General features: G+C 60.3%; 22 protein-coding genes. 11 read left to right on the plus strand and 11 right to left on the minus strand.

The annotated features are described in order from the left end of the window. Positions 1-75: 75 nt before the first annotated feature. The 3 genes from tag (at position 76) to J0G10_RS01030 (ending at position 1,874) form a co-directional block, all read left to right on the plus strand. Positions 76-633, plus strand: coding sequence for a DNA-3-methyladenine glycosylase I (tag, locus tag J0G10_RS01020; protein WP_220557226.1), 558 nt, complete (start codon positions 76-78; stop codon positions 631-633). A gap of 40 nt (positions 634-673) precedes the next feature. After that, positions 674-1,561, plus strand: coding sequence for a lysophospholipid acyltransferase (locus tag J0G10_RS01025; protein ID WP_095049574.1), 888 nt, complete (start codon positions 674-676; stop codon positions 1,559-1,561). A gap of 73 nt (positions 1,562-1,634) precedes the next feature. Beyond that, positions 1,635-1,874 carry a PilZ domain-containing protein gene (locus tag J0G10_RS01030; RefSeq protein ID WP_095049573.1) on the plus strand — a complete coding sequence of 80 codons (240 nt, stop codon included), beginning with the start codon at positions 1,635-1,637 and terminating at the stop codon, positions 1,872-1,874. A 1-nt stretch (position 1,875) separates the two neighbouring features. Here J0G10_RS01030 and J0G10_RS01035 read toward each other — a convergent pair whose 3' ends face one another. From J0G10_RS01035 to def, 5 genes are all read right to left on the minus strand, one after another. Then, positions 1,876-2,190, minus strand: coding sequence for a tetratricopeptide repeat protein (locus J0G10_RS01035; RefSeq protein WP_095049572.1), 315 nt, complete (start codon positions 2,188-2,190; stop codon positions 1,876-1,878). Positions 2,191-2,322: 132 nt separating this feature from the next. After that, positions 2,323-3,699: a Trk system potassium transporter TrkA gene (trkA, locus tag J0G10_RS01040; RefSeq protein WP_064389689.1), complete on the minus strand. Its 1,377-nt coding sequence runs from the start codon at positions 3,697-3,699 to the stop codon at positions 2,323-2,325. Between the two features lie 22 nt (positions 3,700-3,721). Next, complete coding sequence (gene rsmB / locus J0G10_RS01045) at positions 3,722-5,032, minus strand: 16S rRNA (cytosine(967)-C(5))-methyltransferase RsmB (protein WP_095049571.1); 1,311 nt, start codon at positions 5,030-5,032, stop codon at positions 3,722-3,724. Beyond that, complete coding sequence (gene fmt, locus J0G10_RS01050; RefSeq protein WP_220557227.1) at positions 5,029-5,988, minus strand: methionyl-tRNA formyltransferase; 960 nt, start codon at positions 5,986-5,988, stop codon at positions 5,029-5,031. Before fmt ends, rsmB begins: the two co-directional genes overlap by 4 nt. 57 nt (positions 5,989-6,045) lie before the next feature. Then, positions 6,046-6,552 carry a peptide deformylase gene (gene def, locus J0G10_RS01055; protein ID WP_016984087.1) on the minus strand — a complete coding sequence of 169 codons (507 nt, stop codon included), beginning with the start codon at positions 6,550-6,552 and terminating at the stop codon, positions 6,046-6,048. Between the two features lie 160 nt (positions 6,553-6,712). Between def and J0G10_RS01060 the strand changes: the two genes are divergently transcribed. From J0G10_RS01060 to J0G10_RS01075, 4 genes are all read left to right on the plus strand, one after another. Next, positions 6,713-7,738 carry a LysM peptidoglycan-binding domain-containing protein gene (locus J0G10_RS01060; RefSeq protein ID WP_095049569.1) on the plus strand — a complete coding sequence of 342 codons (1,026 nt, stop codon included), beginning with the start codon at positions 6,713-6,715 and terminating at the stop codon, positions 7,736-7,738. 80 nt (positions 7,739-7,818) lie between these two features. Beyond that, on the plus strand, positions 7,819-8,919 hold the full coding sequence (gene dprA / locus J0G10_RS01065; protein ID WP_116254176.1) for a DNA-processing protein DprA: 1,101 nt from the start codon (positions 7,819-7,821) through the stop codon (positions 8,917-8,919). A gap of 55 nt (positions 8,920-8,974) precedes the next feature. After that, positions 8,975-9,532, plus strand: a complete 558-nt coding sequence (locus tag J0G10_RS01070) for an L-threonylcarbamoyladenylate synthase (protein ID WP_093429535.1) — start codon at positions 8,975-8,977, stop codon at positions 9,530-9,532. Between the two features lie 241 nt (positions 9,533-9,773). Next, complete coding sequence (locus J0G10_RS01075; RefSeq protein WP_095049567.1) at positions 9,774-10,448, plus strand: hypothetical protein; 675 nt, start codon at positions 9,774-9,776, stop codon at positions 10,446-10,448. A gap of 64 nt (positions 10,449-10,512) precedes the next feature. On the opposite strand, the gene J0G10_RS01080 is transcribed toward J0G10_RS01075, so the two are convergent. Next, positions 10,513-11,490, minus strand: a complete 978-nt coding sequence (locus tag J0G10_RS01080; RefSeq protein WP_095049566.1) for an NADPH:quinone reductase — start codon at positions 11,488-11,490, stop codon at positions 10,513-10,515. A gap of 150 nt (positions 11,491-11,640) precedes the next feature. On the opposite strand from J0G10_RS01080, the gene hemF reads away from it, so the two are divergent. Together hemF and aroE are read left to right on the plus strand one after the other, a co-directional pair. Further along, entirely contained in the window at positions 11,641-12,555 is a 915-nt protein-coding gene (gene hemF / locus J0G10_RS01085; RefSeq protein WP_095049565.1) for an oxygen-dependent coproporphyrinogen oxidase, read from the plus strand. A 9-nt stretch (positions 12,556-12,564) separates the two neighbouring features. Further along, complete coding sequence (gene aroE / locus J0G10_RS01090; RefSeq protein WP_095125087.1) at positions 12,565-13,386, plus strand: shikimate dehydrogenase; 822 nt, start codon at positions 12,565-12,567, stop codon at positions 13,384-13,386. Positions 13,387-13,502: 116 nt separating this feature from the next. Here the strand turns inward: aroE and J0G10_RS01095 are convergent, their stop codons facing one another. The 3 genes from J0G10_RS01095 to betC form a co-directional block, all read right to left on the minus strand. Continuing rightward, positions 13,503-15,071, minus strand: coding sequence for a SulP family inorganic anion transporter (locus J0G10_RS01095; protein ID WP_220557228.1), 1,569 nt, complete (start codon positions 15,069-15,071; stop codon positions 13,503-13,505). A 254-nt stretch (positions 15,072-15,325) separates the two neighbouring features. Next, positions 15,326-16,246: a choline ABC transporter substrate-binding protein gene (choX, locus tag J0G10_RS01100; RefSeq protein ID WP_220557229.1), complete on the minus strand. Its 921-nt coding sequence runs from the start codon at positions 16,244-16,246 to the stop codon at positions 15,326-15,328. A gap of 16 nt (positions 16,247-16,262) precedes the next feature. Continuing rightward, the gene (gene betC, locus J0G10_RS01105) at positions 16,263-17,777 is read right to left on the minus strand and encodes a choline-sulfatase (protein ID WP_095049561.1); all 1,515 of its coding nucleotides are present in this window, start codon (positions 17,775-17,777) and stop codon (positions 16,263-16,265) included. 114 nt (positions 17,778-17,891) lie between these two features. On the opposite strand from betC, the gene J0G10_RS01110 reads away from it, so the two are divergent. Continuing rightward, entirely contained in the window at positions 17,892-18,842 is a 951-nt protein-coding gene (locus J0G10_RS01110; protein ID WP_095125089.1) for a choline sulfate utilization transcriptional regulator, read from the plus strand. 81 nt (positions 18,843-18,923) lie between these two features. Here the strand turns inward: J0G10_RS01110 and J0G10_RS01115 are convergent, their stop codons facing one another. After that, positions 18,924-19,589: an NAD(P)-dependent oxidoreductase gene (locus J0G10_RS01115; RefSeq protein ID WP_095049559.1), complete on the minus strand. Its 666-nt coding sequence runs from the start codon at positions 19,587-19,589 to the stop codon at positions 18,924-18,926. An 83-nt stretch (positions 19,590-19,672) separates the two neighbouring features. Here J0G10_RS01115 and J0G10_RS01120 point away from each other — a divergent pair, with 83 nt between their 5' ends. Next, positions 19,673-19,999, plus strand: a complete 327-nt coding sequence (locus tag J0G10_RS01120) for a DOPA 4,5-dioxygenase family protein (protein WP_095049558.1) — start codon at positions 19,673-19,675, stop codon at positions 19,997-19,999. On the opposite strand, the gene J0G10_RS01125 is transcribed toward J0G10_RS01120, so the two are convergent. Continuing rightward, positions 20,000-20,401, minus strand: coding sequence for a GFA family protein (locus J0G10_RS01125; RefSeq protein ID WP_220557230.1), 402 nt, complete (start codon positions 20,399-20,401; stop codon positions 20,000-20,002). Between the last annotated feature and the right edge of the window lie 304 nt (positions 20,402-20,705).

The raw sequence follows: 20,705 nt of genomic DNA on the forward strand, positions 1-20,705 counted from the left end.
CACCTGTTTCTTGGGCTGCGATTTAAAGAGCGGGAGTATACCCGATTCAGTCGCACCTCCACCCCCTGGAGCCTTATGCCACGCTGCTTTTGGTGTACCGAAGATCCGCTGTACATGGCTTATCACGATCAGGAGTGGGGCACGCCGCTACGCGATGCGCAGGGTTTGTTCGAGTTGCTTTTGCTCGAAGGGTTCCAGGCCGGGCTGTCCTGGATCACCGTGTTGCGCAAGCGCGAGCGTTATCGCGAGGTGTTGTTCGGCTTCGACGTACAGCGCGTGGCGCAGATGAGCGACGCCGAAATCGACGAATTGATGCTCGATCCTGGGATCATCCGCAACCGCCTGAAACTCAACGCCGCCCGGCGTAATGCCCAGGCCTGGCTGGCCTTGGAGGACCCGGTGGCGTTTCTCTGGTCGTTCGTCGGTGATCGACCGCTCATCAATCATTTCAGGGATCGCAGCGAAGTCCCGGCGATCACCCCCGAAGCCGTTGCCATGAGCAAAGGCCTGAAAAAGGCCGGGTTCACGTTCGTCGGCCCAACCATTTGCTACGCACTGATGCAGGCCTCGGGCATGGTCATGGATCACACTCAGGATTGCGACCGCTACGCGCAACTCGTCAACGGCGGTTAGAATGGCCGCCTCGCGCACCGCACAAGATCAGGAGTGACCTGTGGAAAAGTTTAAAGGCGCCTTGCTGGTAGGCGCTCTGCGGCTGTTTGCCCTGCTGCCATGGCGGGCCGTGCAGGCCGTAGGTTCGGCGATCGGCTGGATCATGTGGAAAACCCCCAACCGTTCCCGCGAAGTGGTGCGGATCAACCTTGCGAAATGTTTTCCACAGATGGATGCCGCCGAACGTGAACGTCTGGTCGGCCAAAGCCTGAAAGACATCGGCAAGTCGCTGACCGAAAGCGCCTGCGCGTGGATCTGGCCGGCGCAGCGCTCGATCGACCTGGTGCGTGAAGTTGAAGGCCTCGACATCCTCAAGGATGCCTTGGCCTCGGGCAAAGGCGTGGTCGGCATCACCAGCCATTTAGGCAATTGGGAAGTGCTCAATCACTTCTATTGCAGCCAGTGCAAACCGATCATTTTCTACCGTCCGCCGAAGCTCAAGGCTGTGGATGAGTTATTGCGCAAACAGCGCGTGCAACTGGGCAACAAAGTCGCTGCTTCCACCAAGGAAGGCATCCTCAGTGTGATCAAGGAAGTGCGCAAAGGTGGTGCAGTGGGCATTCCTGCTGACCCGGAACCGGCCGAATCCGCCGGGATCTTCGTGCCGTTCTTCGCCACCCAGGCGCTGACCAGCAAATTCGTGCCGAACATGCTGGCGGGCGGTAAAGCGGTCGGTGTATTCCTGCATGCGCTGCGCCTGCCCGACGGTTCTGGCTACAAAGTGATCCTCGAAGCCGCACCAGAAGCCATGTACAGCACCGATACCGCCGAATCCTGCGCCGCGATGAGTAAAGTCGTCGAGCGTTACGTCGCCGCGTACCCGAGTCAGTACATGTGGAGCATGAAGCGCTTCAAGAAACGCCCGCCGGGCGAAGAGCGCTGGTACTGAGCTGATTGGCATGATCTGTGGATAACCTCACTAGCGAGGTTATCCACAACCGTTCATCAAAGGGCGCAACAAGATGTCCGAACAACGCAAATCCTTCCGCATCAAGATTACCCACGACAGCTTTGGCGAATGCCTCGGGCAGACGCGCAACCTGTCGCCTACCGGGGTGTTTGTGCAGCATCCGGTTTTGGCTTCTTTGCCCAAAGGCGCAGTGGTTTACGGCGAGGTGCAGGGTTTACCCACAGGCGCGCCGCGGGTGCGGATGGAAGTGGTGACGGTAGATGCCGATGGTATCGGTCTTCGCTACCTTTGACTTATAGCGCCTGACGATCAAGCTTCTTCAGAAACACAGTCATTTCCTTCTCGGCCTGCTTGTCGCCATGGGCGCGAGCCGCTTCCAGACCGTGTTCCCACGCCAGACGTGCGGCGGCGTGATCGCCCAGCGCCAGATGCGCCTTGCCTAACAGTTTCCATGCCGCCGAATACTTCGGATCGAAACCAACACATCGCTGGAAGTGCTCGGCTGCCTTGGCGTTTTCACCCAGATCCAGATAACCCTTTCCCAGGCCGAAGCGCAGCAGGGAGTTATCCACACCCTTGGCGAGCATTTTTTCCAGGGATTCGAGCATTTTTTGCACCCTCGTTTCAGTGATCGTTCCCACGCTCCGCGTGGGAATGCCTCAATGGACGCTCTGCGTCCGCTCTTGGGACGCAGAGCGTCCCGGGCTGCATTCCCACGCAGAGAGTGGGAACGATCAACCTCAGAAGAAGCTCAACCCCACATGGAACAGCTTCTCCACATCGCGAATATGCTTTTTATCCACAAGGAACAGGATCACATGGTCGCCTGCTTCGATCACCGTGTCGTCGTGGGCGATGATCACTTGCTCGTTGCGAATGACCGCGCCAATGGTGGTGCCGGGCGGCAGGCCAATCTTCTCGATGGGCTTGCCGATGACCTTGCTCGACTTCGCATCACCGTGGGCAATCGCCTCGATGGCTTCTGCCGCACCGCGGCGCAGTGAGTGCACACTGACGATATCGCCACGACGCACGTGCGCCAGCAAGGTGCCGATGGTCGCCAGTTGCGGGCTGATGGCGATGTCGATATCGCCGCCCTGAATCAGATCGACGTAGGCCGGGTTGTTGATGATCGTCATGACCTTCTTCGCCCCCAGCCGTTTGGCCAGCAGCGACGACATGATGTTGGCTTCATCATCGTTGGTCAGGGCGAGGAAGATATCGGCGTCGGCAATGTTCTCCTCCAGCAGTAAATCACGATCTGATGCACTGCCCTGCAGCACCACGGTGCTGTCGAGGGTGTCGGAGAGATAACGGCAACGCGCCGGATTCATCTCGATGATCTTCACCTGATAACGGCTTTCGATGGCCTCGGCCAGACGTTCACCGATCTGCCCGCCACCGGCAATGACAATGCGTTTGTAGGTTTCGTCGAGGCGGCGCATTTCGCTCATCACTGCGCGAATATTCTCACGGGCGGCGATGAAAAAGACTTCGTCATCCGCCTCGATCACCGTATCGCCCTGGGGCAGGATCGGCCGGTCACGGCGGAAAATTGCGGCGACGCGAGTCTCGACATTCGGCATGTGCTCACGCAACTGCCGCAGTTGCTGACCCACCAGCGGACCGCCGTAATAGGCGCGCACCGCCACCAGTTGCGCTGCACCCTCGGCGAAGTCGATCACCTGCAAGGCGCCCGGATGCTGGATCAGGCGCTTGATGTAGTTGGTCACCACCTGCTCGGGGCTTATCAGCACGTCGACCGGAATCGCTTCGTTCTGAAACAGTTGCTCCTCGCGATTGAGGTAGGACGCTTCGCGCACCCGGGCGATCTTGGTCGGCGTGTGGAACAGCGTGTGGGCGACCTGGCAGGCGACCATATTGGTTTCGTCGCTATTGGTCACCGCCACCAGCATGTCAGCGTCGTCCGCTCCGGCCTGACGCAGCACCGACGGCAGTGAGCCCCGGCCCTGCACGGTGCGGATGTCGAGGCGGTCGCCGAGGTCGCGCAGGCGCTCACCGTCGGTGTCGACTACCGTAATATCGTTGGCCTCGCTGGCCAGATGTTCTGCCAGCGAACCGCCGACCTGTCCCGCACCGAGGATGATGATTTTCATCCAGTCACTCCGTTAAATCCGTTTAGCTGCGCGCTGCAGCGATCTTGATCAGCTTGGCGTAGTAGAACCCGTCATGGCCCCCTTGCTGGGCCAGCAGTTGGCGACCATGGGGCTGTTTGAGCCCGGCCGACGTGGCCAGATCCAGTTCGCGGGCGCCGGGGGTACGCTCAAGGAACGCAGCGATGACTTCGGTATTCTCGGTCGGCAGCGTCGAGCAGGTGGCGTACAGCAGGATGCCGCCGACTTCGAGGGTTTTCCACATCGCGTCGAGCAACTCGCCTTGCAGTTGCGCGAGGGCGACGATGTCGTCCGGTTGACGGGTCAGCTTGATGTCCGGATGACGGCGAATCACACCGGTGGCGGAGCATGGTGCGTCGAGCAGAATGCGCTGGAACGGTTTGCCGTCCCACCATTTCGCGGTATCGCGGCCGTCGGCGGCGATCAGTTCGGCGTTGAGACCGAGGCGTTCAAGGTTCTCCTTGACCCGCACCAGACGCTTGGCTTCCAGATCCACCGCCACCACACCGGCCAGCGCCGGTTCGGCTTCGAGGATGTGGCAAGTCTTGCCGCCCGGCGCGCAGCAGGCGTCGAGCACGCGTTGGCCCGGCGCCAGATCGAGCAGATCGGCGGCCAGTTGCGCCGCTTCGTCCTGCACGCTGATCCAGCCTTCGGCGAAACCTGGCAGGCTGCGTACGTCGGCAGCGGCTTCGAGAATGATGCCGTCGCGACTGTAAACGCACGGCGTCGCGGCAATCCCGGCTTCAGTCAGCAAGCCGAGGTAGGCGTCGCGGCTGTGATGGCGGCGGTTGACCCGCAGGATCATCGGCGGATGTGCGTTGTTCGCTGCGCAGATGGCTTCCCACTGCTCCGGCCAGAAGGCCTTCAGGGATTTTTGCAGCCAGCGCGGGTGAGCGGTGCGCACCACTGGGTCACGTTCCAGCTCGGCGAAAATCGTTTCGCTTTCGCGCTGGGCGTTACGCAGCACCGCGTTAAGCAGGCCTTTGGCCCACGGCTTCTTCAGCTTGTCCGCGCAACCCACCGTTTCGCCGATGGCGGCGTGGGCCGGCACGCGGGTGTAGAGCAATTGATAGAGACCGACCAGCAGCAACGCCTCGACGTCGGCATCCGCAGCTTTGAACGGCTTTTGCAGCAGCTTCTCGGCCAGTGCCGACAGGCGTGGCTGCCAGCGCGCAGTGCCGAAGGCCAGATCCTGAGTGAAGCCGCGATCACGATCCTCGACCTTGTCCAGTTGCGTCGGCAGGGAGCTGTTCAAAGAGGCTTTGCCGCTGAGCACGGCGGCGAGTGCCTTGGCGGCGGCCAGGCGCGGGTTCATTGCGCGTCCACCGCTGCGCCGAGCACGGTGCCGACAGCGAATTTCTCTCGACGGCTGTTGAACAGGTCGCTGAAGTTCAGCGCCTTGCCGCCGGGCAGTTGCAGGCGGGTCAGGCACAGCGCCTGCTCGCCGCAAGCGACGACCAAACCATCCTTGCTGGCGCTGAGGATTTCACCCGGCGCGCCTTTACCTTCGGCGAGTGTCGCCGCCAGTACTTTCAGCGCTTCACCGTTGAGGGTGCTGTGGGTGATCGGCCATGGGTTGAAGGCGCGCACCAGGCGTTCCAGCTCAACGGCCGGACGGCTCCAGTCGATGCGTGCTTCGTCTTTGTTCAGCTTGTGCGCGTAAGTGGCGAGCTCATCGTTCTGCACTTCGCCTTCCAGCGTGCCTGCAGCCAGACCGGCAATCGCCTGGACCACGGCGGGCGGGCCCATTTCGGCGAGGCGGTCGTGCAGCGTGCCGCCGGTGTCTTCGCCGGTGATCGGCGTGACGACCTTGAGCAGCATCGGTCCGGTGTCGAGGCCCGCTTCCATGCGCATCACGGTCACGCCGCTTTCCGCGTCACCGTGTTCGACGGCGCGCTGAATCGGCGCCGCACCGCGCCAGCGTGGCAGCAAGGAGGCGTGGCTGTTGATGCAGCCCAGACGCGGGATATCCAGCACCACTTGCGGCAGGATCAGGCCGTAGGCGACCACTACCAGCAAATCCGGCTTCAGTGCGGCCAGTTCAGCCTGAGCGTCAGCGTTGCGCAAGGTCGGCGGCTGCAACACCTGAATATGGTTTTCCAGGGCGAGTTGTTTGACCGGGCTTGGCATCAGTTTTTGCCCGCGACCGGCCGGACGATCCGGTTGGGTATAGACCGCAACGATCTCGTAAGGGCTGTTCAGCAGGGCCTTGAGGTGTTCGGCGGCGAATTCGGGGGTGCCGGCAAAAACGATGCGCAGTGGCTCAGTCATGAAGGGAGTCTCATAAAAAGAAAAAGGCTTGCCGCAGCAAGCCTTTGAAGAGGGGCATCAAGCGTTCTGGCGGTGCTGCTTTTCCAGTTTCTTCTTGATCCGGTCGCGTTTGAGCGTGGACAGGTAATCGACGAACAATTTGCCGTTGAGGTGGTCGCATTCGTGCTGGATGCACACCGCGAGCAGGCCTTCGGCGATCAGTTCATAGGGCTTGCCATCGCGGTCCAGCGCCTTGATCTTGACCTTTTGCGGGCGGTCGACGTTTTCGTAGAAACCCGGTACCGACAGGCAACCTTCCTGGTATTGGTCCATTTCGTCGGTCAGCGATTCGAACTCGGGGTTGATGAACACCCGCGGTTCGGTGCGGTCTTCGGAAAGGTCCATCACGACGATACGTTTGTGCACGTTGACCTGGGTCGCGGCAAGGCCGATGCCCGGCGCTTCATACATTGTTTCAAACATGTCATCGACCAACTGACGCACTTCGTCGTCCACTACAGCCACAGGCTTGGCGATAGTGCGCAGACGCGGGTCCGGGAATTCGAGGATGTTTAAAATGGCCATAGGCTTTGATTGCTGCACACGTTGAGTAAAGTCGGGCGATGGCCTGGCAGGTCCGAAGATGCAGGCTACCGTTGTGAAGCGTAGCTTGTGCATTTTGCACAAGCGAGCCACGGGGGCTCTGACGGTTCACGCGAATGCACATGATAAAGGGATTCACTGCATGAGGAAAACACTACTCGCCCTGCTGCTGTTGGCCTCGGCCGGCGTGGCGCAAGGGCAAGTGCAACTCAGGGATGGTTTTCCACAGCAATACACGGTGGTTTCGGGGGATACGCTCTGGGACATTTCCGGCAAATACCTGCGCGAGCCCTGGCAGTGGCCACAACTGTGGCGGGCCAATCCGCAAATCGAAAACCCCAACCTGATCTATCCCGGCGACACGCTGACGCTCAGTTATGTCGATGGCCAGCCACGTCTGACCCTTAATCGCGGCGAGTCGCGCGGCACCATCAAGCTCTCGCCACGCATTCGCACCAGCCCGGTGGCCGAGGCGATTCCGAGCATTCCGCTGAAATCCATCAACAGCTTTTTGCTGAGCAACCGCATCGTCGACAAGGTCGAGGATTTCGACAAGGCGCCGTACATCGTCGCGGGTGACGCCGAACGCGTGCTCAGCGGCACTGGCGACCGGATCTTCGCTCGCGGCCATTTCGATCCCGATCAACCGGTCTACGGCATCTTCCGTCAGGGCAAGGTCTACACCGATCCACAGACCCAGGAGTTTCTCGGGATCAACGCCGACGACATCGGCGGCGGCGAAATCGTCGCCACCGAAGGCGACGTCGCCACCCTCGCCCTGCAACGCACCACCCAGGAAGTGCGCCTCGGCGACCGTTTGTTCAGCGGCGAAGAGCGCTCGATCAACTCGACCTTCATGCCCAGCGCGCCAACCACCAGTATCAACGGTGTGATCATCGATGTACCGCGCGGCGTCACCCAGATTGGCGTGATGGACGTGGTCACGTTGAACAAAGGCAAGCGCGACGGTCTGGCCGAAGGCAACGTGCTGGTGGTGATGAAAACCGGCGAAACCGTGCGTGACCGCATCACCGGCCAGCCACTGAAGATTCCCGATGAACGCGCCGGGTTGCTGATGGTGTTCCGCACTTACGACAAACTCAGCTACGGCCTCGTCCTCAACGCATCGCGCTCGTTGGCGGTGCTCGACAAGGTGCGAAATCCGTAAGCGTGCTTCACAAGTTACCAACAGAGTTATCCACAGCTTGTTCCGAATGGTTCGGGGCTTATAACGATCAAGGATGATCCATCATGTTGCCTGTCTGTACACCAGTTTCCCCGGCGGAACTGGAAGCGCGTTTGCGCCTGCACCGCTTGCCCGATGTCGGCCCCAAGCGCTTTGCCAAATTGCTCGAGGCTTTCGGCTCGGCCTCCAAAGCCATCAGCGCACCGGCCAGCGCCTGGCGTTCGCTGGGTTTGCCGGCGACGTGTGCCGAAGCGCGGCGCTGTCCCGAGGTTCGCGACGGCGCCAGCCATGCAATGCGCTGGCTAGAGCGCCCCGAGCATCATTTGCTGATGTGGGACCAGCCGGATTACCCGGCGTTGCTGGCGCAGATTCCCGATCCGCCACCACTATTGTTTGTTGCCGGTGATCCGCAGATTCTGGAAAAACCGCAACTGGCGATGGTTGGCAGTCGCCGGGCATCGCGTCCGGGCATGGACACCGCAGTGGCATTTTCCCGCAGTCTCGCCGGGGCCGGTTTCGTCATCACCAGCGGCCTGGCGCTAGGCATCGATGCCGCTGCGCATCAGGCCGCGCTGGATATTGGCGGGTTGACGGTCGGTGTCCTCGGCACGGGGCTGGAAAATTTTTATCCACAGCGCAACCGCCGCCTGGCTGACGCGATGATTGCGTCCGGCAGCGCAGTGCTTTCCGAGTTTCCGCTGGACGCCGGACCAACGGCGAGCAACTTCCCGCGACGTAACCGCATCATCAGCGGTTTGTCCCTTGGTGTACTGGTGGTCGAGGCCAGTGTGGCCAGCGGTTCGCTGATCACCGCGCGGCTGGCAGCAGAACAGGGGCGCGAGGTTTATGCCATTCCCGGTTCGATCCATCATCCCGGCGCGCGCGGCTGTCACCAATTGATCCGCGATGGCGCGGTGCTGGTGGAAACCATTGAGCACATCCTCGAAGCCTTGCGTGGTTGGCAGCATCTGCCGCTATCCACTGACACGGCGAAAGCCGATCACCCGTTGCTCATCCTGCTCCATGCCGCCCCGCACACCAGCGAAGGCTTGGCTGACAGCAGCGGCTGGACGTTGCCCAAAGTGCTGGCGGCACTCACCGAACTGGAAATGGATGGCCGTGCAGTGTGCGAAAACGGTCGCTGGTTGGCCAGGACACGCTAGGTTTTACAAGGAAGATCGGTAAACTGCGCGAAACCTGTTTGCGGAGAGTTTTTTCATGGTTAACAGTTGGCGTGTGCAACAAGCCGCACGAGAGATTCGCGCCGGGGCGGTGATTGCCTATCCAACCGAAGCCGTCTGGGGGCTGGGTTGCGACCCATGGAACGAAGAGGCCGTGGATCGTTTGCTGGCGATCAAGAATCGTTCGGTGGTCAAAGGCCTGATTCTGGTTGCCGACAACATTCGCCAGTTCGACTTTCTGTTCGAAGACTTCCCGCAAGAATGGATCGACCGCATGGCCAGCACCTGGCCGGGGCCGAACACCTGGCTGGTGCCGCATCAAGGCTTGCTCCCGGAATGGGTGACCGGCATGCACGATACCGTCGCGCTGCGGGTCAGTGATCATCCGCAAGTACGCGATCTGTGCTCGATGGTCGGGCCGTTGATTTCGACCTCAGCCAACCCGCAGGGCCGCCCGGCGGCGCGCACGCGATTGCGTGTCGAGCAGTATTTCCGTGGGCAGATCGATCTGATACTGGGCGGGCAACTGGGTGGGCGCAAGAACCCCAGCGTGATTCGTGATCTGGCGACCGGCAAAGTCATTCGTCCCGACTGATTCAGCCTCGAACATTTGTAACGTGTAGTACTCCTCGCCTTGATGGCGAGGAGTACTACACGTGCCTGCGATTTATCCTGCAATGATGCTGATTGTTGCGTCGGAAAAATCATCAACTATCTGAATCAACTGAATTTTCCCACCTGATTATCAGACCGCATTTCGTGGCGGTATCGCCAAAAGCAACCATCCTTTCCCTGCACTCGAAACACTTCGATAAGTTAAGGTCTGCGGAGAAAGAATGGACACTACGGATTTGCAACTCACGGATTACCTGCAGGCGCTCCAGGTGACGTTAAACAGTCATCAGGAGGGTTGCCGTATCGTGATGCTTGAAGCGGGGTCGGATACCCAGGTGTTCGATCGGTTTATCGATCGGCAATTTCGGCTTCGGCTGCAGCATTACATGCTGACGTCCAGGGCGCGGATGCTCGAAACCCGACTGGCGACACGGTCGCGCAGTACCCATTTTCTGCTGTATCGGCACGAGCAACTGCTGGCGGTATTGAGGGCCACTCCGGCGCCGTTCGAGTGGGCATCACTGGCGCAGCAACATGTTTCGCCCACGGTGGCGTTGTCACGCCATGTCGAACTCAGTCGCTTGATCTCGTACGCGCCCAGCCAACAGCCCATTGCCGTCGACAGTCTGCTGGCGGCCGCTGCCGAGTGGGCCATAAAACAGGGCTATCAAGGTGTCACAGCGTTGTGCAGGGCATCGCAGCTACGCCTGTACCAGCGTTTCGGTCTGATGCCGGTCGCCTCCAATCCCTTGCATATCGAACAGCGCGCACGCGGGGATTACTGGGTGTTGTCAGCCGAGTGGCGGCAAATCCTCGCCGCTTTGCAACAGCCTGATTCCGCGACGGTCGGTCATTGGGCGCCAAGACCGTTGGCGGCTCATCCACCGCAGTACTGAACGCGCTCGAAGCGTCCTGCCAGTCATGGTTCTGAAACCCTGACTGGCAGGACGCCCGGAGGTATCAAGGCAGCAGGACGGTGGAACCGGTAGTGCGCCGCGCCGACAGCTCGGTTTGCGCCTTCGCCGCATCAGCCAATGGATAACGCTGGCTGACATCCACCTTCAACTTGCCGCTGATGATCATCTCGAACAGCTCATCGGCCATTCGCTGCAGGTTTTCGGCGTTGTTGGCATAAGTCGCCAGCGTCGGCCGGGTCACGTACAGCGAACCCTTGGCGGAGAGAATCCCCAGATTCACGCCGTCCACCGCACCGGAGGCATTGCCGAAGCTCACCACCAGGCCACGCGGCGAAACGCTGTCGAGGGACGTCAGCCAGGTGTCCTTGCCGACACCGTCATAGACCACCGGGACTTTCTTGCCATCGGTCAATTCCAGCACGCGCTGGGCAACGTTTTCGTGGCTGTAATCGATCGTCGCCCAGGCGCCATTGGCCTTGGCCAGTTCGGCTTTCTCTTTGGAACTGACGGTGCCGATCAGCTTCACACCCAGTGCCTTGGCCCACTGACAGGCTAGCGAACCGACACCGCCGGCCGCCGCGTGGAACAGAATGGTTTCGCCACCCTTGAGTTCATAGGTCTGGCGCAGCAGGTATTGCACGGTCAGGCCTTTGAGCATTACACCGGCAGCCGTTTCGAAACTGATTTCGTCGGGCAGATGCACCAGATTGTCCTGGGGCAGCACATGCAATTCGCTGTAGGCCCCCAACGGGCCGCTGCCATAGGCCACGCGATCACCGACCTTGAACCGGGTGACGTCGCTGCCCACGGCATCGACGATCCCCGCACCTTCAGCACCCAGGCCGGACGGCAAGGCGGGCGGTGCGTACAGACCGCTGCGGTAATAGGTGTCGATGAAGTTCAGGCCGATCGCCTTGTTCGCCACGCGGACTTGATTGGGGCCGGGCGCGGCGGGTTGGTAATCAACATATTCGAGCACTTCGGGGCCGCCATGGGCGCGGAACTGGATACGCTTTGCCATCTGCCTGCTCTCCTTGGGTCTTTTGTGAGCCCCCTATCCAACTCCCATGCTTGATCTTCGTCAACTGCGGCGGGCTGTTGTGCGGTGGTATGCTACGCGCCCATTTGCGTCGCCCGTCTGCCGGGGCGCCGCCCGATTCAAGGTGAAGCCATGACGACCCGCACCGACGCCGTAAAGGCCTATCTGCTCGACCTGCAAGACCGCATCTGCGCGGCTCTCGAAACCGAAGACGGCGGCACGCGCTTCGTCGAAGACGCCTGGACCCGGCCCGCCGGCGGTGGCGGTCGTACTCGCGTGATCGAGAACGGCACGGTAATCGAAAAGGGTGGTGTCAACTTTTCCCACGTCTTCGGCAGTGGTCTGCCACCGTCGGCCAGCGCCCATCGCCCGGAATTGGCTGGCCGCGGTTTCGAAGCCCTTGGCGTGTCGCTGGTGATCCACCCGCACAACCCGCATGTGCCGACGTCCCACGCCAACGTGCGCTTTTTCATCGCCGAGAAGGAGGGTGAAGAGCCGGTCTGGTGGTTCGGCGGCGGCTTCGACCTGACCCCGTATTACGGCAATGAAGAAGATTGCGTTCACTGGCACCGCATCGCCGAGCAGGCCTGCGCGCCGTTCGGGGCAGACGTTTATCCGCGCTACAAGGCTTGGTGCGATACCTATTTCCACATCAAGCATCGCCACGAACCGCGTGGCATTGGCGGCCTGTTTTTCGATGACCTGAACGAATGGGACTTCGACACCAGCTTCGCCTTTATGCGCGCCATCGGTGACGCGTACATCGACGCCTATCTGCCGATCGTGCAGCGCCGCAAGAACGATGCCTTCACTGCCCGGCAGCGAGAGTTCCAGGAATTCCGCCGTGGCCGTTACGTCGAGTTCAATCTGGTCTACGACCGTGGCACCTTGTTCGGTCTGCAATCGGGCGGGCGCACCGAGTCGATCCTGATGTCGTTGCCGCCGCAAGTGCGCTGGGGCTATGACTGGAAAGCCGAGCCTGGCAGCGAAGAAGCACGCCTGACCGAGTACTTCCTGCAAGACCGCGACTGGCTGGCCGAGGCCTGAGGACATCTGATGGATCGTTACGTCGTTTTCGGCAACCCGATCGGCCACAGCAAATCGCCGATGATTCACAAGCTGTTCGCCGAGCAGACCGGCCAGCACCTCGACTACAGCACCTTGCTGGCGCCGCTCGACGATTTCGCCGGCTGCGCCACGGCGTTTTTCCAGGAGGGTCGCGGCGCCAACGTCACTGTGCCGTTCAAGGAAGATGCCTATCGTCTGGCCAACAGCCTGACCGCGCGTGCACAACGGGCTGGCGCGGTGAACACCTTGAGCAAACTGGCCGACGGCTCACTGCTCGGTGATAACACTGACGGCGCCGGACTGGTGCGCGATCTGACGGTGAACGCTGGGTTCAGCCTGACCGGCAAACGCATTTTGCTGCTCGGTGCCGGTGGTGCGGTGCGCGGGGCGTTGGAGCCGTTGCTGGCGGAACAACCGGCCTCGGTGATCATCGCCAATCGTACGGTGGACAAGGCTGAGTTGCTGGCGGAATTGTTCTGCGACCTCGGGCCGGTGTCGGCCAGTGGTTTCGACTGGTTGCGCGAGCCGGTGGACGTGATCATCAACGCCACGTCAGCCAGCCTGAGCGGCGACGTGCCGCCGATTGCGCCAAGCCTGATCGAGCCGGGCAAGACCCTCTGCTACGACATGATGTACGGCAAGGAGCCGACGGCGTTCTGCCGCTGGGCCCGTGAACATGGCGCGGCGGTGGCGATGGATGGCTTGGGGATGTTGGCGGAGCAGGCGGCTGAGGCGTTTTTCCTGTGGCGTGGTGTGCGCCCTGATACCGCTCCGGTACTCGCCGAACTACGCCGCCAACTGGCGCAATAAATACCCATGTGGGAGCGAGCCTGCTCGCGAAAGCGGTCTGTCTGACACATCAATGTTGGATGTGCAGCAGTCTTCGCGAGCAGGCTCGCTCCCACAAGGATTACCTTGATCGCCAATCAATCCTCAAACCGGATCGGGCATTTCTCTGGCCCTTCCAGTTTGCGTAACTCCTCTACGACCTGCGGCCGCGCCCGGCGCAAGGTCAGGCTGCGATTCTGGCTAAGCAAGCGTCGCGCCTCCTGATGCAACATCTCCACGCCCGAATAGTCGATGAAGTTGATCTGCTGCGCCTCAATCACCACGCGTGCGCCGTGCATGCGCTGCAGACGTACTTGCAGGTAATGGCTGGCGCCGAAAAAGATCGATCCGCCGACACGCAACACATCGTCTTCGCCGTCGCGCCAGTGCTGCACGCGCGGTTGCGAAGTGCGCTTGAGGTAGAAGAACAGCGAGGCCAGCACACCGGCATAAATCGCCGTCTGCAATTCCAGCAGCAAAGTCGCGAGGCAGGTCAGCGCCATCACCACGAACTCGGCGCGGCTGACGCGCAGCAATGAGCGAATGCCTCGGTGGTCGACCAGCCCCCAGGCAATCAACAGAATGCTCCCAGCCATCGCCGGGATCGGAATGTGCGCAATCAGCCCCGCACCAAAAATTGCGAACAACGCCACCCAGATTGCTGAAAACACCCCGGCCAGCGGCGAGCAAGCGCCCGCCTCGTAACTTAGGCCCGAGCGGGTGAACGACCCGGCCGACAGCGACCCGGAAAAGAACGCCCCGAGAATATTCGACAAGCCCTGCGCACGGACTTCCTGATTGGCATCAAGCAATTGCTGCGACCGCGTCGAAATCGAGCGGGCAATCGACAGACTGGTAACCAGGCCGAGCATGCCCACCGCCACAGCGCTTGGCAGCAACCGCAGGATCAAATCCAGATCCAGCGGCAATCCACTGAACGGCGGCAAACGCCCGACAAACGCGCTGACCAGATGCACATGGCCGAACACGCCCGGCCACAACCACACCAGCAAACTGGCCAGCACCAGCGTGATCAACAGCGTCGGCCAGCGCGGCAACAGGTGTTTGAGCAGCAGACCGACGACCACCGTGGTCAAACCCAACACCAGCGAAGGTTTATCCACAGCCCTCAGGTGTTGCAGCAGATCCATCAAACTGGCCAGCGCCGTGGCTTTTGCCGGCAACTCCAGGCCCAGCAGGTTTGGCAATTGCCCGATAGCAATCACCACCGCCGCGCCAAGGGTGAACCCCAGCACCACCGAATGCGAGACGAAATTCACCAGCGCGCCAAAGCGCAGCAAACCGAGCAGCCACTGGAATATCCCCGCAAGCAAGGTCAGCAGCAGGATCAGGGTGATGTAGTCCTGCGAGGCCGGAACCGCTAAAGGGCTGACACTGGCAAACAGCACAATCGAAATCGCTGCCGTCGGACCGCAGATCAAATGCCACGACGAACCCCACAGGCAGGCGATCAGCACTGGGATGATCGCGGCGTAGAGGCCGTACTCAGGTGGCAGACCGGCGATCAATGCGTAGGCAATCGACTGGGGTAAGGCGAGAATCGCCCCGCTGAGGCCGACGATCAGATCCCGTCCGACGCTGGCGCGGGTTTGTCGCGGCAACCAGGTGAGGAAGGGGAAGAGAGAGTGGCGGCTGGGGAAGGCCATGGGTCCTCGCGGTTGGATTTTGTTCAAGGTTATCAGGGTGCCAGGGCAAAGGCCCCTCACCCTAACCCTCTCCCGGAGGGAGAGGGGACTGACCGAGGTGAATGAGGGGGGTACGCTGACCTGAGATATCCAGTCGAACTCAGGTTCTGAACGGCATAAAGATCGGCTCCCTTCCCCCTCGCCCCCTCTGGGGGAGAGGGCTGGGGTGAGGGGGCAAAAATCTCAAGCCGAGCACAATTCCAGTAAAACCACGATCAAAGCTTCGCTTTCACCGCCGCCAACGCATCCTTGCCATCGACGGTCTTCACGCCATCCAGCCACTTATCCAACACCGCCGGATTCGCCTTGATCCACGCCTTCGCCGCCTCGGTATTGCTGACCTTTTTGTTCACCACCTCAGCCATGATGCTGTTCTCCATCTCCTGAGTGAACGAAAGATTGGTCAGCAATTTGCCCACATTCGGACACGCCTCGGCGTAGCCTTTGCGGGTTAACGTAAACACGCTGCCGGTGTCGCCAAAGTACTTCTCGCCACCCTTGAGGTAATGCATCTTCAACTGCACGTTCATCGGGTGCGGCGTCCAGCCGAGGAAGGTGACGAATTTCTGTTTCTTCACCGCCCGCGACACTTCAGCCAGCATCGCCTGTTCGCTGGATTCGATCAGCTTCCACTGGCCCATGTCGAAGTCGTTCTTCTTGATGATTTCCTGCAGCGAGATATTCGCCGGCGCACCCGAACCGATGCCGTAGATCTTACGATCGAACTTGTCCGCGTATTTGTTCAGGTCGGCAAAGTTATGCACACCCGCGTCCCACACGTAGTCCGGCACGGCGAGGGTGAATTCTGTGCCGTCGAGGTTCTTCGCCAGTTGCGTAACATCGCCGGTGGCGACGAACTTGTCATAGAAACCCTGCTGCGCCGGCATCCAGTTGCCGAGAAACACGTCCACCTGGCCGTCCTTCAAACCACCGAAGGTGATCGGCACCGCGAGGGTGTCGACCTTGGCCTTGTAGCCCATGCCATCCAGCAGAAACCCGGTGATGGCGTTGGTCGCGGCGATGTCGCTCCAGCCCGGATCGGCCATTTTCACGGTGTCGCAGCTTTGCTCGGCGAAGGCCGAGGCGCTGCTCAGCGCGAACAGGCCGACCGTCACTATTGTGGATAACTTACGCATGGACTTCCCCTTAACATTATTGGTTTTGGCAGGGTTGTGGATAACGTGCTTTGCGTTCCAGATCGTCGAGGTCGATGTGGTTGCGCATGTATTGCTGACTGGCGTCCACCAGTGGCTGGTGATCCCAGCTCTTCAGCTTGCCGATGGTCAACGCGTCGGCGACAAATCGGCGGCGGCGCTGGCTGGCGAGGACCTCCCGGTGAATCGACTGAATGTCCCATTTGACCCGTGCTTCGGCGAGAAAATCGTCGAACAGCGGGCGATGCTGCGGCGATTGGCTGAGTTCTTCCAGTTCACGCGGATCGTTATCTACGTCGAAAAGTAGGCAAGGGTCGCTTTCACTGTAGATAAATTTGTAGGCGCCGCGACGGATCATCATCAGCGGGCTGATGGTGCCTTCGGCCATGTATTCGCCGAACACTTCGTCATGACCGCCCTGCCCTCGCAGGTGCGAAACCAGTGAGCGGCCATCCAGTGGCAAGCCGGGTTCCAGCGTGCCGCCGGCCAATTCGACGAAGGTTGGCAACAGGTCTGCGGTCGATACGGCAGCGCTGACACGCCCGGCATCGAACTGGCCTGGAGCACTTATCAACAGGGGGACGCGCGCCGCCATTTCGTACCAATGCATTTTGTACCAAAGGCCCTTTTCGCCGAGCATGTCGCCGTGGTCACCGGAGAAGACAATAATTGTGTCATCGATCAGCCCGGTTTCTTCGAGGGTTTGCAGAAGTTTGCCGACGTTGGCGTCGATATAGCTGCAGGCACCGAAATACGCCCGGCGTGCATCGCGAATCTTATCCACAGGCAGTGGCTTATCCCACAGGTCATAAACCTTGAGCAGCCGCTGCGAGTGCGGATCGAGTTCGTGTTGATCCGGAGTTGTAGGCAACGGGATATCGGCATCGTCGTACAAATCCCAAAATGCTTTGGGAATGGTGTACGGGTCGTGTGGATGGGTCATCGACACGGTCAGGCAGAACGGCTGATCGCCGTCCTCGCGGATGTGATCGAACAGATATTGCTGCGCCTTGAACACCACCTCTTCATCGAAATCCAGCTGATTGGTGCGCACACATGGCCCAGCCTGCAGCACCGAAGACATGTTGTGGTACCAGCTCGGCCGTACATCCGGCTCATCCCAGTTCACGGCCCAACCGTAATCGGCCGGGTAGATATCACTGGTCAGGCGTTCTTCATAACCGTGCAACTGGTCCGGACCGCAGAAGTGCATCTTGCCGGATAGCGCGGTGCGGTAGCCCATGCGGCGCAGGTAGTGCGCGTAGGTCGGAATGTCGGCAGGGAAATCGGCGGCGTTGTCGTAGGCGCCGATCTTGCTCGGCAACTGGCCGCTGACCAGGGTGAACCGCGACGGCGCGCACAACGGGCTGTTGCAGTAAGCGGCGTCGAACACCACGCCTTGGGCGGCGAGGCGGGAAAGATTCGGCAGTTTGATCGGCGATGGGCCGTAAAACGGCAACATTGGCGCGGCCATCTGATCGGCCATGATGAAAAGAATATTCTTGCGCTTCATGTGATCGCGGCATTCCATAGTGAATATTTATGCGACATTGCTGCGATCGAGCATGGAGTCCATGCTTTATCCGGTAAAGCCCGCGCCGGACAATGACTAGGATAAGCACAGCTTATGTATGAAGCCTTGGGTGATCTGTCCCTCGACCTGTTGCGCGCCTTCGAAGCTGCAGCCCGCCAGCGCAGCTTTACCGCAGCGGCGGTAGAGCTTGGCACCACGCAACCAGCGATCAGTCAGCAGATCAAACGGCTGGAAGAACAACTCGGTACGCGACTATTTGATCGCATTTACCGTGGGATCGAGCTGACCGAAGTCGGCGCGATACTGTTTGAGCAAGTTACTCTCGGTTTGCAGAATATCGATGCAGGATTGAGCGCGATCAGCGCACAACAGCAGCATGAAGTCCTGCAAGTTGCCACCGACTTTGCCTTCGCTGCTTATTGGCTGATGCCGCGCCTGCACCGCTTTCATGAAGCCAACCCGCAGGTCGACGTCAGCCTGGTGACCAGCGAACGCAACCACAACATGCTGCGCACCGATATCGATGTGGCGATCCTGTTTGGCGACGGGCGTTTCAAGCAGGGCGAAAGCCATTGGCTGTTCAGCGAAGAAGTGTTCCCGGTGTGCAGTCCGCAATTGCTCAAGGACCGCGCCCTGCCCTTGCCTGCTCACGCGCTGCTGGAGTTCCCGTTGCTGCACCTGCGTGGGGAGAACAGCAGCAACTGGTTTGACTGGAGCGGTCTGTTTCGCGAGTTGGGCATCACTACACCGCCGGCGCCGGGGCAATTGCGTTTCGACAATTACACGCTGTTGATTCAGGCGGCGATTGGCGGCCAGGGCGTGGCGATCGGTTGGCGGCACCTTGTGGATAACTTGCTGACGCAAGGTCTGTTGTGTCGCCCGATTGCTGAAACGACGCTGTCGCGGTTGGGTTATTACGTGGTGCTGCCGCAACGCAAACGTCGGGGCGCGCTGATTCAGCAGTTTGTCGATTGGTTGATGGCGGAACAGGCGAGCAGTGCTGAGTCGCTTAATGGACTCGCACTGCCTTCGATCGCGGTTTGAAAGTCAAAAGATCGCAGCCTGCGGCAACTCCTACATCTGGAGCGCGGTCCCCCTGTAGGAGCTGCCGAAGGCTGCGATCTTTTACGAATCTGAAGCCGCAACGAAATTCACATGCTGCCCTACATGCAAATTCAGCCTTAGCTCATCGGCAATCCCCACCGCCACGCGGTTCAGCCGCTCCAGTGGCTCGGCCAGTCCCGGTTCGAGATTGCCGCCGACCTGGCTGAAATGCTCAATGGTCAACCCGGCCACGCCGTGTGGCGCATTGACCAGTGTCCAGTGCAGCGGACTGCTTTGCACGGCTTCGCGAATTTCTTCGGCGGCATGGCGTTGCAGGCGATCATCGACGTCCCGCTCATCGAGTACGGCAAAATCCCCCACCAGAAACAGCCGCGACACATTGGCCGCTTGCAGGCCATCGACCAGTGCGTCGACGGCCAGTACCTGCTCGACCGGTCCGAGCACAACGGAGCGTTCAATTTGATCGCTACTGAATGGCAACCCCGGTGCATCCAATAGACAGATCACTGCCGAACTGCCAGCCACGCTCTGATTGATCCGCTCCGAGTCGAACAAATCACCGGTTTTGGTACGCAAGCCCGGACGCGGCGCAAGTGCGGTCAGATCGTCGAGAATGGCGATGACTTCATGCTGACGACGCAGCAACTCAGCCATCAACGCGCTGCCCAGGCTACTCATGGCACCATAGAGCACCACTTTTACCGCCGGGGTTTCGGCATTTTTCATGGCTGATCCCTTTTCTTATACCTTGTATGGCGTGTGACATACGGGTAACGCTGAGGGTTCGAACCGATTTCCGAGGGTTTGCGATGCAAGCGATCAAGGGCTACCACGCCCACGTCTATTTCGACGCCGACACCATCGATCAGGCGCGCGCGTTGTGTGAGAAAGCCGCGCAATTGTTTCCATTGAAAATGGGCCGCGTCCACGAACGCCCGGTCGGCCCGCATCCGGACTGGAGTTGCCAGTTGGCCTTCGGCCCCGAGTTGATCAGCGATGTGCTGCCGTGGCTGGCGCTGAACCGCAAAGGTCTGGTGGTATTCCTGCACCCGGACACCGGTGATGACCTGCTCGACCACACCGAACACGCAATCTGGATGGGCGCGATGCGGTCGCTGGATCTGTCTGTTTTCTGATCACAGCGTTTCTTCGGCTTCGCCCGGCAGATGCTCGTCCAGGTGCAGCCAGGGCAATTGGCTGTCCGTCCAGATGTGTCGCTCGGCGGGTGCCTGCTCTGGGTGATCAAGTGTGGCGATGGTCACGTCGATGCTTTCAGGGCTGAGCAACGTCACCAGCGCCAGTTGCGCGCCGCACTGCGGGCAAAAGAACCGCGCACAACTGGCGGACGAGTCGTAACGCGACGGCGTACCGGCCAGCCATTGGAAACTGGAGCCTGGCACTGTGATCCACGTCGTGACGATGCCGCCGCTGACCTTGCGGCAGATCGAACAATGGCAATGGGCGATATCCTGCAACGCCCCGCTGAACTGATAACGAATGTGTCCGCAATGGCAGCCGCCGCTGTGCAATTCGCTCATCTCGAAAGCTCCCCTTCCCGTGTTTATTGACTCTGGTTCGCATCCGACGGCCGGTTGACCGTTCATTCAAAGCTTTCTGCAGCGAAAGGTAGCTGAAAGCTTCCGCGATTAGGATCGCCTCCACTTCCGGCAACAGACCGGTCGGCCAATGCGTGTGATACCCCGCACGAACGGCCCAATTAACAACAACAATGGTGATTCTGATGTCCTCTGTAGCCCGCCTTCGCGCTGTCACTCCTCCCGTACGTCTCGTGCTTCCCGTTCTGCGCTGATCGGCCCGATCTGCTCATTTAACTAGCCACGC

Source organism: Pseudomonas germanica, assembly GCF_019614655.1.
GTDB lineage: Bacteria > Pseudomonadota > Gammaproteobacteria > Pseudomonadales > Pseudomonadaceae > Aquipseudomonas > Aquipseudomonas neuropathica.

Coding starts and splice junctions, on each gene's coding strand:
- rsmB (WP_095049571.1), bottom strand. CDS start 5,032: ATGAACCCGCGCCTGGCCGCCGCCAAGGCACTCGCCGCCGTGCTCAGC.
- J0G10_RS01110 (WP_095125089.1), top strand. CDS start 17,892: ATGTATGAAGCCTTGGGTGATCTGTCCCTCGACCTGTTGCGCGCCTTC.
- choX (WP_220557229.1), bottom strand. CDS start 16,246: ATGCGTAAGTTATCCACAATAGTGACGGTCGGCCTGTTCGCGCTGAGC.
- J0G10_RS01120 (WP_095049558.1), top strand. CDS start 19,673: ATGCAAGCGATCAAGGGCTACCACGCCCACGTCTATTTCGACGCCGAC.
- J0G10_RS01070 (WP_093429535.1), top strand. CDS start 8,975: ATGGTTAACAGTTGGCGTGTGCAACAAGCCGCACGAGAGATTCGCGCC.
- J0G10_RS01035 (WP_095049572.1), bottom strand. CDS start 2,190: ATGCTCGAATCCCTGGAAAAAATGCTCGCCAAGGGTGTGGATAACTCC.
- fmt (WP_220557227.1), bottom strand. CDS start 5,988: ATGACTGAGCCACTGCGCATCGTTTTTGCCGGCACCCCCGAATTCGCC.
- aroE (WP_095125087.1), top strand. CDS start 12,565: ATGGATCGTTACGTCGTTTTCGGCAACCCGATCGGCCACAGCAAATCG.
- J0G10_RS01030 (WP_095049573.1), top strand. CDS start 1,635: ATGTCCGAACAACGCAAATCCTTCCGCATCAAGATTACCCACGACAGC.
- J0G10_RS01075 (WP_095049567.1), top strand. CDS start 9,774: ATGGACACTACGGATTTGCAACTCACGGATTACCTGCAGGCGCTCCAG.
- J0G10_RS01125 (WP_220557230.1), bottom strand. CDS start 20,401: ATGAGCGAATTGCACAGCGGCGGCTGCCATTGCGGACACATTCGTTAT.
- J0G10_RS01060 (WP_095049569.1), top strand. CDS start 6,713: ATGAGGAAAACACTACTCGCCCTGCTGCTGTTGGCCTCGGCCGGCGTG.
- J0G10_RS01095 (WP_220557228.1), bottom strand. CDS start 15,071: ATGGCCTTCCCCAGCCGCCACTCTCTCTTCCCCTTCCTCACCTGGTTG.
- J0G10_RS01115 (WP_095049559.1), bottom strand. CDS start 19,589: ATGAAAAATGCCGAAACCCCGGCGGTAAAAGTGGTGCTCTATGGTGCC.
- def (WP_016984087.1), bottom strand. CDS start 6,552: ATGGCCATTTTAAACATCCTCGAATTCCCGGACCCGCGTCTGCGCACT.
- hemF (WP_095049565.1), top strand. CDS start 11,641: ATGACGACCCGCACCGACGCCGTAAAGGCCTATCTGCTCGACCTGCAA.
- trkA (WP_064389689.1), bottom strand. CDS start 3,699: ATGAAAATCATCATCCTCGGTGCGGGACAGGTCGGCGGTTCGCTGGCA.
- J0G10_RS01080 (WP_095049566.1), bottom strand. CDS start 11,490: ATGGCAAAGCGTATCCAGTTCCGCGCCCATGGCGGCCCCGAAGTGCTC.
- tag (WP_220557226.1), top strand. CDS start 76: ATGCCACGCTGCTTTTGGTGTACCGAAGATCCGCTGTACATGGCTTAT.
- betC (WP_095049561.1), bottom strand. CDS start 17,777: ATGAAGCGCAAGAATATTCTTTTCATCATGGCCGATCAGATGGCCGCG.